12 protein-coding genes are annotated in these 13203 nt (G+C 68.7%); 10 read left to right on the top strand and 2 right to left on the bottom strand.

Going from position 1 to position 13203, the window contains the following annotated elements:
- The first annotated feature begins 1 nt into the window (after position 1).
- From ACIHA7_RS09190 to fabG, 10 genes are read left to right on the top strand one after another with little or no spacing between them, the layout of a single operon-like run.
- The gene (locus ACIHA7_RS09190; RefSeq protein ID WP_397287344.1) at positions 2 to 1366 is read left to right on the top strand and encodes a B12-binding domain-containing radical SAM protein; all 1365 of its coding nucleotides are present in this window, start codon (positions 2 to 4) and stop codon (positions 1364 to 1366) included.
- A complete protein-coding gene (gene acpS, locus ACIHA7_RS09185) occupies positions 1363 to 1818 on the top strand; it encodes a holo-ACP synthase (protein WP_397287342.1) in 456 nt (151 codons plus the stop codon). Before ACIHA7_RS09190 ends, acpS begins: the two co-directional genes overlap by 4 nt.
- On the top strand, positions 1815 to 2576 hold the full coding sequence (locus tag ACIHA7_RS09180) for an SDR family NAD(P)-dependent oxidoreductase (protein ID WP_397287340.1): 762 nt from the start codon (positions 1815 to 1817) through the stop codon (positions 2574 to 2576). Before acpS ends, ACIHA7_RS09180 begins: the two co-directional genes overlap by 4 nt.
- Positions 2577 to 2584: 8 nt before the next feature.
- Entirely contained in the window at positions 2585 to 3061 is a 477-nt protein-coding gene (locus tag ACIHA7_RS09175; protein ID WP_397287338.1) for a 3-hydroxyacyl-ACP dehydratase FabZ family protein, read from the top strand.
- Positions 3058 to 4356 (top strand): beta-ketoacyl-[acyl-carrier-protein] synthase family protein, encoded by a 1299-nt coding sequence (locus ACIHA7_RS09170; RefSeq protein WP_397287336.1) that lies wholly within the window; start codon positions 3058 to 3060, stop codon positions 4354 to 4356. Before ACIHA7_RS09175 ends, ACIHA7_RS09170 begins: the two co-directional genes overlap by 4 nt.
- A gap of 5 nt (positions 4357 to 4361) precedes the next feature.
- Positions 4362 to 5120 carry an SDR family oxidoreductase gene (locus tag ACIHA7_RS09165; protein ID WP_397287334.1) on the top strand — a complete coding sequence of 253 codons (759 nt, stop codon included), beginning with the start codon at positions 4362 to 4364 and terminating at the stop codon, positions 5118 to 5120.
- 22 nt (positions 5121 to 5142) lie between these two features.
- A complete protein-coding gene (locus ACIHA7_RS09160; protein ID WP_397287332.1) occupies positions 5143 to 5970 on the top strand; it encodes a class I SAM-dependent methyltransferase in 828 nt (275 codons plus the stop codon).
- Between the two features lie 3 nt (positions 5971 to 5973).
- Positions 5974 to 6729, top strand: coding sequence for an ABC transporter ATP-binding protein (locus ACIHA7_RS09155; protein ID WP_397287330.1), 756 nt, complete (start codon positions 5974 to 5976; stop codon positions 6727 to 6729).
- Complete coding sequence (locus ACIHA7_RS09150) at positions 6726 to 9074, top strand: ABC transporter permease (RefSeq protein ID WP_397287328.1); 2349 nt, start codon at positions 6726 to 6728, stop codon at positions 9072 to 9074. Before ACIHA7_RS09155 ends, ACIHA7_RS09150 begins: the two co-directional genes overlap by 4 nt.
- 20 nt (positions 9075 to 9094) lie before the next feature.
- A complete protein-coding gene (gene fabG, locus ACIHA7_RS09145; protein WP_397287326.1) occupies positions 9095 to 9799 on the top strand; it encodes a 3-oxoacyl-ACP reductase FabG in 705 nt (234 codons plus the stop codon).
- On the opposite strand, the gene ACIHA7_RS09140 is transcribed toward fabG, so the two are convergent.
- Entirely contained in the window at positions 9745 to 10635 is an 891-nt protein-coding gene (locus ACIHA7_RS09140; protein ID WP_397287324.1) for a response regulator transcription factor, read from the bottom strand. The genes fabG and ACIHA7_RS09140 overlap by 55 nt on opposite strands.
- A 154-nt stretch (positions 10636 to 10789) precedes the next feature.
- Positions 10790 to 13060 (bottom strand): aminotransferase class III-fold pyridoxal phosphate-dependent enzyme, encoded by a 2271-nt coding sequence (locus ACIHA7_RS09135; RefSeq protein WP_397287322.1) that lies wholly within the window; start codon positions 13058 to 13060, stop codon positions 10790 to 10792.
- Between the last annotated feature and the right edge of the window lie 143 nt (positions 13061 to 13203).

The following is a 13203-nucleotide window of genomic DNA, read 5'->3' as shown; positions in this document are numbered from 1 at the left end:
TATGCACGTGTTGTTCGTGAACCCCGACGTCCGGGACAAGAGCGTGATCTACGGCAACCGCATGCTCAATCCGGTCCCGGTCAACCTCGCCTACCGCGCGGCCATGACCGCGGCCGAGCACCGGGTCACGGTGCTCGACGAGAACGCCACGCCCATCACCGATTTCACCGACTTCGCCGATGTCGACCTGGTGGCCGTCACCTCGAAGTTCTTCGGGGAACGCCGGACCGGCGAGTTGGCGCACGGTTTCGCCCAACTGGGCACGCCGGTCGTCATCGATGGCTATTTCCCCAGCTACGCCCCCGAGGCCGAGCGGATCGGTGCCGCCGCGATCATCCGCGGCGAGGTCGAGCAGGTGTGGCCGCAGGTGCTCGCGGATGCGGCCCGGGGCCGGCTGCGGCCCGGCTACCTCGGCGGCCCGGTCGATCTGGCGACGCTGCCGCAGTACGGTCCCGAGCACCTGCCGCCACACGATTACGTCTTCCCGGTCGAGGCCACCAGGGGGTGTCCGTTCTCCTGCAATTTCTGCATAGAGACCCGGTTCCATCACGAGGTGTTCCGCACCCGCCCGATCGACCGGGTACTCGCCCAGATCGAGGCGCGCAGCGGCGATTTCGTGCAGTTCTCCGATATCAATATCGTCGGGAACCCGCGCTATGCCCGCACGCTGTTCACCGAGCTCGCACCGCTACGGGTGCTGTGGGGCAGTCAGGCGACGATCACCATCGCACAGCGCGAGTCCTTGGCGCAGGCGGCCGGGCGCGCGGGGTGCATGCTCGTGTTCATCGGCCTGGAGTCGGTACGGCCGGAGAATCTGATCTCCTCGGACAAGAGTTGGAGCAGGCCGACCGACTACCGGGCGCTCATCGCGCGGCTGCACGATGCGGGGATCGGGGTGATCGGCTCGTTCGTGTTCGGCTTCGCGGGTGACACCCCGGACGTGTTCGAACGGACCATGGAGTTCATCGTCGAGAACGAGATAGAGATCTGCCACTTCAACCCGCTCGGCAGCGGTCCGGGAGTGCCGCTGTACCAAGAGCATCTGCGCGAAGGGCGAATGATCGACCCGGGCCCCGGCGGGCCCTCACACCTGCGTGCGTCCGTCGCGCCGGTCGCGATGACCGTGGGACAACTCGTGGACGGGCTCGAATACCTCTACACCACCACCTATTCCCGTGCGGTGACCCGACAACGGTTGCGTCGCTACCTCGGCGCCGATCCGCTGCCCGGCCCACAGTCCGCGGCGAAGAAGCGGGCTGTCATCGGGCTCAACCTGGCCTATCGGCAGGCCGTGGAGCGCCTGTACGGGTCGACCGTCGCCGCGGGTAGGTCCGGCGCCGCACCCGACATGGAGCAACAGCCATGACCACCGCCTCGCCCCGCCCGGCATCCGTTCTGCTCCCGGCGATCTCGGGCGCGGCAGCGATTACGGTGGGTGTCGATATCGCCGCGGTCGCTAAGGTGCGCGCGCTGCTCGCCACGGGAAACACCTTCGCTGAGCGCGTGTTCCGGCCCGCGGAGATCGCCTACTGCGCCGCATTCCGGGATCCGGCACCACATTTCGCCGCGCGGTTCAGTGCCAAGGAAGCCACGCTGAAGGCGCTGCACGTCGGGCTCGGCCTGCCGCCGGCGACCAGGCGGCTGCGCGATATCGAGGTCTGCCGGGCGGCAGGCGCGCCGCGGTTGCTGCTGCACAACCGCCTGATGACCCGCGCGTGGCGGCTGGGCATCACCGGTGCCGCACTGTCGTTGAGCCACGACGGCGACTATGCCGTCGCCTATGTGCTGCTCGCCGGATGTGAAGGGGTGCGCAGATGAACCGACTCGGTGCTTCCGTGGCCATGGTGACCGGGGCGGCGGGCGTCTTCGGGACGGCCATCGCCACCCGATACGCCGAGGAAGGCGCGACGCTCGTGCTGACCGACCTCGACGAGACCGGACTGCGCGCGACGGTGAAGGCGGTCGAAGCCGTTGCCGCCGTGCCGGTTACCGCGTTCGCCGCCGACCTGACCGAGCCCGCCGAGGTCGGCCGGTTGTTCGAGCATGCCGACGTGGCGTACGGCCGCGTCGATGTGCTGATCAACAACGCGGGCGCGGCGCTACGCTCACCGCTGGTCTTTCACACCGACACCGACTGGCACCGGATGCTCCGGGTCAACCTCGACACCGTCTTCTACTGCACCAGGCAGGCGGTGCGCCGGATGCTGCCGCGCCGCAGCGGCCGGGTCATCAATGTCTCTTCGGCCCTCGGATTGACCGGTGGCGCCGACGAAGTCGCCTACGCGACCGCCAAGGCGGCGGTGATCGGCTTCACCCGCAGCGTCGCGCAGGAGGTGGGCAGGCGCGGCATCTTCGTCAACGCCATCTGCCCGACGCTGGCCGACAGCGGCGTCAGCCGGGAGTACTTCGGTGGCTTCGAGGTCGATATCCGCGCCGTCGCGGGCTATCTCGCCCGCCGCGCGGCGATGCCACGGCCGATCGCGCCCGACGATGTCGCCGATGTCGCGGTCTTTCTCGGCGCACGAGACAGTGCGTACCTCAATGGGCAGGCCATCCTGGTCGGCGGAGTGGGATAGGAGTAGCCGTGCGGTTCCTCATGGTCGACGCGATCACCGAATTGGACGACGGACGCCGCGCGGTCGGTGTGAAGAACGCGGCGATGAGCGAGGACTACTTCGCCGATCACTTTCCCCAGCAACCGATCCTGCCCGGCGTGCTGGTACTGGAGGCGATGACCCAGTTGGCGCGCTGGCTGGTGATCACCGGCAGCGGCTTCCGCACGACCGTCGTGCTGAGCGCGGTGCAGCACAGCAAGTTCATCGACTTCGCCGTGCCGGGCGATCGGCTCACCGTCGAAGTGGACTACCTCGACGGCGGTGGATTCGGCGTCCCGGCGAGGGAACTCGATTTCCGCGGTACCGCGCAGGCCCACGGGCGCAAGATCGCCACCGCGACCTTTCGCTGCCGCAGCTACCCGCTCGCGGAGTTCGAGGATCCCGACAGCGCCCGTCGGCATTATCGAGTGCTGCGGTTGAACGGCTCGAAGGTGAGCGGCGCATGAAGCGCCGGGTCGCCGTCGTGGGTGCGGGGATACTGTCCTGCCTCGGTGCCGACTATCGCGCGCAGTGGCAGCGAATTCTGGCCGCCGAGACCGGATTACGGCGGCGAGACAGCGACGGTGCCGCGGACCTCGGCTATTTCGGCGCTGTCGACGATGCAGCGCATCCCGTCGGCCCTGCCGATCGCAAACATCTCAAGCGGCTGACCAGAGCGTCCCGGCTCGGCGTGTTCGCGGCCGACCTGGCGGTCGCCGACGCGGGCCCCGTCTTCCGCGCCGCGGCGGCACCTCGGCGGGGGATCTACATCGGCTCCAACGAAAACGAGGACGAGCAGAACTATCTCGAGCGGTTCACCCCGGTGCTGGCCACCGCGCGCAGAACCGACGGCACCCTCGATTACGCACAACTCGGCCATGCGGCGCTGCGCCGGGCGAAACCCGACTTCCTGCTGTCCGGGCTGCCCAACGCGGCGCTGTGCCAGATCACCATCCGGCACGAGATCTGCGGCGCGAACAGCACGTTGGTCGACGGCTCTGCCATGGGTCTGTGCGCGGTCGGCCGGGCCTTTCGCGCCGTCCGCGACGGGCGCGTCGACGTCGCGGTCTGCGGCGGAACCGACGCGGGCGCCGACGAATTCGCCCGCTTGGCGCTGCGCGAATTCGGCTTGACCTCTGCCTGCGCGAACGGTGAGCGTTCGGTCCGGCCCTACGACCGGTTCCGTGACGGATACATCTGCGCCGAGGGGGCCGCCGCGCTCGTCCTCGCCGAACTCGACCTGGCCGAGGCCAACGACGCGCACGTGCTGGCCGAGATCGTCGGTTTCGGGGCGGCCACCGATCAAGGCAGGCCGCTGTCCCCCGATCCCGGCGGCAGCGGGGTCCGCGGCGCGATCACACGCGCTGTCACCGACGCGGGTATCGATCCCGACCGGGTCGGCTACGTGTACGGACACGGCGACGCCACCGCCGACGGCGACCGCTCCGAACTGCTCGGCATCGCGGCAACCCTGGCACGCCACCGGCGCGTGCGGCTCACCGGTACCAAGGCGGCCACCGGCCACATGGGTCCGGCCACCGATGTCGCCGAGGTGACCTTCGCCTGTCTGAGCGTGCGCGACGGGGTCATCCCGCCGACGCTCAACCTCGGCCGGGTCGACAACGCCGCCCGCGCGGTCGACGTCGTCGCGGACCGGCCGTGCGCACTCGGCGCGCGGTATGCGGTCACGCTCAGCCGCAACGTGGACGGGCCCGAGGTCGCGGCGTTGGTGCTCGGCGCAGTACGAGAAGGAGAGAGGTGAGGTGCATGACAGCGGATCTGGCCGGACGCACCGTCCTGGTCACCGGCGGTTCCCGGGGCATCGGCCGGGCCATCGCGCTGGAGTTCGCCGACCGCGGCTCGGACGTGATCCTGACCTACTGGCGTCGGCGCTCGGCCGCACGCGAGGTGGTCACCGAGATCGAGCGCAAAGGCAGGCGGGCACTCGCGCTGCGCGTCGACGTCGGCGAAAGCGACCAGCTGAAGCGGCTTTTCGGCGAGGTGGCCGAGCAGTGGGGTGGGTTGGACTTCTACGTCAACAATGCCGCGTCGGCCATCATGAAACCGTTGTTCGCGCTGGAGACCCCGCACTGGCGCTACACCCTCGACACGAACATCAGCGCGGCGTTGTTCGGCTGCCGGGCGGCCTACGAGTTGATGCCGGACGGCCGCGGCGCGATCGTGCTGCTGTCTAGCATGGGCGGCCGTCGCTACCTACCCAGCTACGGCGGTCTCGGGGTATGTAAGGCGGCGATCGAATCGATGGGCCGGTACCTGGCCGTCGAGCTCGCGCCGGGGGTCAACGTCAACACCGTCTGCGGTGGGCTCATCGGGACCGAGTCGGTGCGCGCACTGGCGGGCGCGCCGGAGTGGCTGCACCAAGTGGCCGAGACCGCGCCGATGCGGCGGATCGGGCGGCCCGAGGATCTCGCCAAGGTGGTCGCGTTCCTCTGCACCGACGACGCGACCTGGATCCGCGGCCAGACCATCGTGGTCGACGGCGGCGCCTCGCTGACGTCCGGATAACGAACGAGTAGGAGACCCTCCCGTGCGCACCGTGATCGAGCAGACCAGGGAAATCTACGACCTCACCCATCGTCAGATCACGCTCACCCCGGCCGGTCAGGCCATGATGGCCTACCTCTGGCAGGACTGGGGCGGTTACCTCGGCCAGCTGAGCTGGACCACCGGAACCCAGCTGCGTGAGTTGGCCCGTGCCACCGCGCTGACGCCGGGACGGGCCGGCCTCGATCTGTGCTGCGGCACCGGCGGCATCGCCCGCTATCTGGCCGCGACCACCGGCTGCGCGATGACCGGCCTCGACTACTCCGCGCCGGCCATCGCGATCGCCCGGCGCGGCGCGGCCGCCCTCGATCCGCCGATCCGATTCGAGCACGGCGACGCCCGCGAACTGCCCTATCCCGCCGCGACATTCGACGCGGTGGTGAGCGTGGACAGCCTCGTGATCGTGCCCGACCGGCATCGGGTCGTCGCCGAATGCGCGCGAGTGCTCAAACCCGGTGGCCGCCTTGTCTTCACCGACGAGGTGTTGACCGGTCCGTTCCCGCGGGATGCGCAGACGTTGCGCGCCTTGTCCGTCTACGGCCGCCTGTTCCCGCAGACACCGTCCGGGTATCGGCGGCTGCTGGCGCACGCCGGCTTCGCCGACATCGAAATCCACGACAGCACCGAGATGTTCGTTGCGATCAATCGGCGGTGGGCCGAGTCCTATCGGCTCTTCGAGCCGCAGGGTCGAGAGGTGCTCGGCGACCAGCTCTTCGACGACGGGCTGGCCTTCTTCGAGGCGCTGGCGCACCAGGGGGCGGCGGGCCGACTCGGGCAGGTCCGGGTGTACGCGACCAAACGGCCCGGCTGAGCGATGTTCCACTCCGGCCGCGAGCACCGCGCGACGACGATTCCGGTCGCGCCGACACTCGCTGTGCTGCGGGGCGTGTCGAAGACCTTCGGCGGCGGCGACACCGCCGTGCACGCACTGGCGGAGTTCGACCTGACCCTCGCCGCCGGTGAACTGTTGGTGGTGCTCGGACCTTCGGGGTCGGGCAAGACCACCCTCCTGAACGTGCTGGGCGGCATCGAAGCGCCGACCACGGGACAGATCAGCATCGACGGGCGGTCGCTGGCCCGCCTCGACGCGAAGGGGATGTCGGCGCTGCGCCGCGAATCGCTCGGCTTCGTCTACCAGTTCTTCAATCTCGTGCCGACCCTCACCGCCTACGAAAACATCTCCGTACTGGCCGAATTGACCGGCGGTTCGGTCCGGCGCCGAGTCGGCGAGGTGCTCACGCAGGTCGGACTGGCCGAGTGCGCGGACCGCTTCCCGGCCCAGCTCTCGGGTGGCCAGCAGCAGCGGGTGGCGATCGCACGGGCGCTGGTGAATCGGCCGCGGCTGCTGCTGTGCGACGAACCAACGGGCGCACTGGATCTGGATACCGGGCGCAGCGTGCTCACCCTCCTGCAAGGGCTGTGCCACCGCGACCGGCACGCCGTCGTGCTCGTCACGCACAACCAGGCCATCGCCGCCATCGCCGACCGGGTACTGCGGATGCGCTCCGGTCATATCGTGGCGTCCGTACGTCAGGACGCGCCGACGGCCGCGAGCGAGGTCTGCTGGTGAATCGGCATCCGACGCTGCGCCGCAAGTTGTTGCGCGACATTCGTACCCAGTGGTCGCAGTTCGCCGCGCAGGTGACCATCGTCGTGCTGGGGGTGGCGCTGTTCACCGCATCCTATGGCGCGTACCGGAACCTGACGGCCTCCTACGACGGGACGTTCGAGGCGCAGCGATTCGCCCACGCGTGGATCACCGGCGGCGACTCGGCGGCCATCGCCGCGGGCGCACGCACGCTGCCCGGCGTCGCGGACGTCGTCGTGCGCAGGCAGGCCGAGCTGCCGCTGCGGGTCGGCGCGGACAAGTTACGCGGCCGAATCATCGGCTTGCCTGCGGACCGGCCGCCCGCCGTCAACGCGCCGACCATCTTGTCCGGCCGATATCCGGCGGCGAACGAAGTCGTGGTCGAACACCACATGGCCGGGCACTTCGGATTATCCACCGGCGCAACGCTGTCGATGCTCGGGCCGGATGGCTGGCGCGAGGTATCGGTCGCGGGTGTGGTGTCGTCGGCGGAGTACCTCTGGCCTGCGCGCAGCCGCCAGGAGATGTTCCCGTTGCCGGACAACTTCGGGGTGCTCTTCGCGACCGAGCCGCTGGCCGTCGTGGGCTGGACCGAACAAGTCCTCATCCGCTTCGCCGGAACACCCGACCCGGCCGCTCTCGACCGGATACGGAGCATGGCGAACAGCCTCGGCGCGACCGAGGTGCTGAGCCGGGCCGAGCAACCGTCGAACTGGCTGCTGCGCATGGACATCGACGCCTTCGGCGAACTCGCCTATCTGTTTCCGCTGCTGTTCCTCAGCGTCGCGGGACTGGTGGCCTATGTCCTGTTGAACCGGCGGGTCCAGGCCGAGCGTCCGGTGATCGGTGTGCTGCTGGCAGGCGGGGTGGACCGGCGGACGATCCTGTGGCACTACCTGCAGTTCGGCATCGTGGCGGGGTCGGCCGGGTCGCTCGGCGGAATCATGCTGGGGCTGGCCGGATCCGGCGCACTGAGCCGACTCTATCTTCGGGCGATCGGCCTGCCGGAGTCGGCGGCGGTCGTCGACGTTCTGCCGAGCACTGTTCTCGGTGGGCTGGTCTTCGGCATCGCGGCGGGCGCGCTCGGCGCATTGGCACCCGCCGTGCTCGCCTTCCGTACGCCACCCGCCACCGCGATGCGCGGATCGGCACCGTCGGCGCCGGGCCGAATCAGCCTGCCGGAGCGCGTATTTCCGGCCATGCGCGGGTTGCCCGCACGCTGGCTGCTGGTGCTGCGCAACGTCGGTCGCAGTCCGCGGCGAACCTGGAGCACGGTGCTGGGCACCGCCTTGTCACTGCTCGTCGTCCTGACCTCATGGACCATGCTCGACACCATGGCCACGGCATTGGACGTGTCGTTCCGTCAGGTGCAAACCGCCGATGCGCGAGTCGATTTCACCGGCCCGGTCGATCAGCGCGAGCTGGCCGAGTTGACCAGCGCCGAGGGGGTGGTGGCCGCCGAACCGATGGTGCGGCTGCCGGTCACCCTCGCCGCCGACGGTGCCACCTACTCGACCGCGCTCATCGCGTTGCCGCGCGACACCACCATGCACGGCCTTCGCCCCGTGCCCGGCTCTCCGGCCGCCCGGTCCGACGACGGCATCCTGATCGGTAAGGGCGTCCGGCACCTACTGCGCGTCGGGCCGGGTGACACCGTCGCGGTGAAAGTGCCCGGCATGCAGGATGTTCGGGTACCGATCGCCGGCGTGCTCGACGAGCCGATCGGCGCCTTCGCCTACCTGTCCATCGAACAGCTCGACGCGCTGGCCGGGGCGCCGGTCCCGGTCGCTTCGGCGCTGCTGCGGCTGGCGCCGGGCGCGGATCCCGATCAGATCCGGCGCGAGTTGTCCGGCCGCGCGGGCATCGCGGCCTACGAGGATCTGGACGCGCTGAACCGGCTGATCGATCGGTACGCCGGATTCTTCTTCGTGTTCATCGGGGGGATGCTCGGCTTGGGCGGCGTGCTGGCCTTCGCCATCATCTTCACCACGATGTCGATCAATATCGTGGAGCGACGCCGCGAGGTCGGCGTGCTGCGGGCGGGCGGCATGCCACCGGGAATGCTGGCACGGCTGATCACGGGCGAGAACCTGCTGATGACGCTGCTCGGCATCGCGCCGGGTCTGGCGCTCGGGGTACTCGGCGGCCACAGCTTCCTGTCCACCTACGCCAACGACCAGTTCCAGCTGGACCTGGTCGTCCGGCCGAGCACGCTCGGCCTTGCCGCGCTCGTGGTCCTGGCCGTCGCGACCGTGTCGCTGCTACCGGGACTGCGTGCCGTGCACGAGCTCGACCTCGCCGCGATCATTCGCGAACGCGGCGATTGAGCCGCCAGGGAGGTGCGCTGATGAACCACTCCGCCTTCGTCACCGGCGGCAACCGCGGCATCGGGCTCGCCATCGCCCGCGAGCTCGCGCGCACCGGCAAACCGGTCGCCGTGACCGTGCGTTCGGGTGCGTCACCCGACGGATTGCTCGGTGTGCCTTGTGATGTCACCGATACACGGCAGGTCGACACGGCGTTCAGCACCATAGAGCAGCAACTCGGGCCGGTCGATGTACTCGTCGCGAACGCGGGCATCACCAGGGATGTGCTGCTGGCGGCGATGACCGAGGACGAGTTCGCGGCCGTGGTCGACACCAATCTGGTCGGCACGTTCCGGGTGATCAATCGGGCCGCCCGCACCATGATCCGGCAGCGGCGCGGCCGGATCATCCTGGTGTCCTCGGTGACGGCGCTGCTCGGTTCGGCCGGACAAACGAACTACGCCGCGTCCAAGGCGGGCCTGATCGGTCTGGCCCGCTCGCTCGTGCGCGAACTCGGCGCCCGCAACATCACCGTCAATGTGGTCGCTCCCGGCTTCGTGGACACCGATATGACCGCCGCGCTGACCCCGCGGTGGCGAACCGAGGTCACCAGAAAGATCCCGCTCGGGCGCATCGCCGGTGCCGACGAGATCGCGCGGGTGGTGGCCTTTCTCGCCGGCGACGACGCCGGCTACATCACCGGCGCGGTGATCCCGGTGGACGGCGGACTCGGGATGGGCCACTGACCGTTGCGGGACCGCCCGTCGACCTGCCGCGGGGCTGGGCCACGGCCGTTGCTCGCGCTGTCGTCGAGCAGCGCGATCAATCCGGTTTCGTAGGCCACCGCGACGGCCTGTCCGCGTGTCGCCACCGCGAGTTTCTGCAGCACGTGATGCACGTGGCTGCGCACGGTGGTTGCCGAGACCGACAGCTGGCGGGCGATCTCGGCGTTGGAGCGGCCGTGCGCGAGCAGGCCGAGGACCTCGGCCTCGCGCCGGGTCAGGCTGCCGGCCACCTGGATGTCGAGGTTACGGGCGACGCTGGAGGCCACCACATGATCGAGGCCACCGATGATCTGGGGCGGAACCACCAGACGATTTCCCACCGCGACTACCCGGATGGCACAGAGCAATTCGAACGGCGAGCAGCCCGACGACAGTAGCGCGCGCACCCCAGCCCGAACCAGTTTGACGGCGCGCGCCACGTCCTCCTCGGTCATCACCATGATCACCTTCGAGGCCGCGACGATTTCCGCGAGGCGATGCTTGCCTTCGACCGCGCCGACCAGCAATACGACATCGGGCGCATGCGCTTTGATGGCGCCGAGCAGACTGTGCCCACCGGCCACGTCGTCGACGACATCGATATCGGGCTCACGATCGAATTGGACGCACAGACCCGACCGCATCAGGGCACTGTCCGCACAGACCACCAGGCGAATTGTCACCGGTCTGTGCGCCGTCATGCCCGAGCCACGGCATTCGCTCACCGCACCGGACAGCGGTGCGGTACCGGATTCGGTGATCGTGCCGGGAAGTTGCTGTGCACGCCCTTGCGCTGGATTGGTTCCATTGCGTGACAAGACATTTCACGCTCCCATCGGTCCCAGCGAATGTTCACCAGGGTAGCACGTTATTGTTGGATTACCGCGTTGTTTCATCCGGACCATCGCTGTGCAATTCAACGATTCTCGATGTGCACATTGCCGATTTATCGAAGCCCCGATGATGCAATTCTCACTCCAGCATCCGATCCTTTCGATCGCCGTAGGTCTCGCGCGCACGCAGTACCGCGGCCGCAATTTCGCGACCCGCCGTGCCGAGTAGTGAACCCAGGGCGGTGCGGTCCACCGTCCACCGCGGCAGTCGCTCGAGAAACGCACCGACCTCGGCCATGGCGGCGATCAGTTCCGGCGCACCGTCACCCGCCGTACTCGGCGCGAAACGCAATTGCAAAGTAATTGCGCCGCAGCGCTTTCCGATCAGTCGGGCGATGACCGCCTCGGCGTAGTTCTGCACCGACGGGCGCGGCCGCGCGCCGATCGCGCGTGGGGACAGCACCAACCTGCCGAGCAAGCCGACCCGCCGGTAGCCCGCGAACAGCGGTGATCGCGCCGCCCGGCCCAGCATGGCGTCCATCGCCGCCGCGATGTCGGCCGCCCCGTGCCGGTCGTGCTCGGCCGCCTCGAGCGCGGCGCAGGCCAGCCCGGCCGCCATGTCGTTGCGGTAGTGCGTGCGCAGCCAGTACGCCAGATCCGGTGCCGTGCGCGAGATCCGCGCGAACACCTCGGCCGAGGTCAGCGCCGCGCCGACCGGAACGAGCGCGTCACTGAGCGCCTTGGACAGCGCGACCAGATCCGGCCGGAAGCCGCGACCGGTGCAGGTCAGGAAGTTGTCGAGGTCGCAGCGCCAGAAGCCGGTGAAGACCTCGTCGACACCGACCAGGAATCCCGCCGCCGCCCGCCGGTGTTCGATCTCGTCGAGCACCGCGCTCGGTATCTCGACACAGTCGTAGCCTTGCACGAGTTCCAGCCAGACCAAGGCGATGTCGTCGCGCCGCAGCGCCTGCCGCAGCCCGTCGAGGTCCGCGATATCGACCTCGATCACCTCGACCGGGTACGGGCTGAAGGCGTGCTCATCGCGGTCCCGGAAGAACGAACTCGTCCGGCTCGTGGCCAGCGACATCGGGCCTTTGCCGGAATAGTTGCCGCGACAGGTGAGTACGGTCGCGCGGCCGGGCTGGCAGCACAGCGCGGCCAGAATCGCGTTGTCGACCGCGCTCTGCCCACTCACCGCGGGCAGCATGATCGGCAAGCCGGTCAGCCGCGCCAATACGGCTTCCAGTCTTGATGTTTCGTCACCTTCCGTGCCCGCCGTTCGAATCACCGCGGGCGACTGCGCGTTGTGCCCGCGGAACGCGGGGCCGGTGCCGGAGGCGAGATCGATGTAGGTGCGCGTGCCGTGCCGATACGTGACGCCCTCGGCGCGGTCGAAGGTCATGTTGATGGCCGCCAGATCGATCGACCGGGTCTGCCAGGTGTTGCTGTGCATGCGCAGGCGCGCGCTGCGGGTGAATCTGTTGTGCCGCATGCGCTGTATCGCCGCGCGTTCGTGGCGATCGGTCGGCCGCCAGCGCGTCAACGTCTCGCACAGCAGGTGCATGGCCAGGCCGTTCCCGCCGAAGGTCGACACGTGCGCGATGCTGTCCATCGTGTTGTTCCAGAGCGCGAACATCTCACGGGTGAACGAGACGGTGCCGCAGGGCATCTCGTTGTCGACCGCCACCTCACCCAGGAACACCAGGTCGGCTGCGGCCACCGAGCCGCGCAGGGTTCCCAGGGCGGTCACGTCGCCGAGCAGGCCCCACGCCACCACGGCTGCGCGCGCACGCGCGACCTCGATCGCGCTACGCACCGGTACCAGCCTCTCCTCCGCGAGACCGTCGACGACCACTACGTATGCTGACCAGCCCTGGTCGATCCGGTGCAGAAACTCATCGACGGTGCCGACGATCGCCATGCCGTCGGCGACGATCTCGGACAGACCGGGGACCGCGTGCCCGAACGCGTAACGCGCCGTGCCGGTCGGATCCAATACCAGAATGCGGCACGAGCCCGAGCTCACCGCGCGATTGTGCCTATTGCGCAAATATTTCACGACGGTGCCGAGCGCCTCGACACCGGAATTCACGAACACCGAATGCCAGGCGACACCGGTGTTATCGCCTCGACTGAGCAGCCGATGCAGCAGATACGCCGCGATGGCCCCATCGGGCGGCACATAGGTGCTGGCCAGCACCATGTTCGGCGACTCGGCCGCGACCCGCTCAGCCAATATTTCGCGCGCCCGTTCGGGATTACCGGTGAAGGCGGCAGCGATTTTCTGCCGTGCGTCTTGCGAGTCCTCCGGAGCTACACCGGTCGACATCGGCACGCTCCTTGCTGAACTCGCGATAAATATGGCGGCGCACTGAACAAGCCGCCCGCCCATGGCACCGGGCGTGATCAATCGAGGTCAGAATAACGCCGAAACGGTCGACCCATCATCGGTCGAACGATGATATGAATATCAACGCTTGTCGGATAACCGCCCGGCGCACCGCTCGTCCGGCAGGCGGGGCCTGCCGCGTTCGGGGCGATTGTTTAGCGCCC

This window comes from Nocardia sp. NPDC052316 (assembly GCF_044547795.1).
GTDB lineage: Bacteria > Actinomycetota > Actinomycetes > Mycobacteriales > Mycobacteriaceae > Nocardia.
The sequence above is the reverse complement of the archived record's forward strand: the minus strand, read 5'-3'. Positions and strand labels throughout refer to the sequence as shown.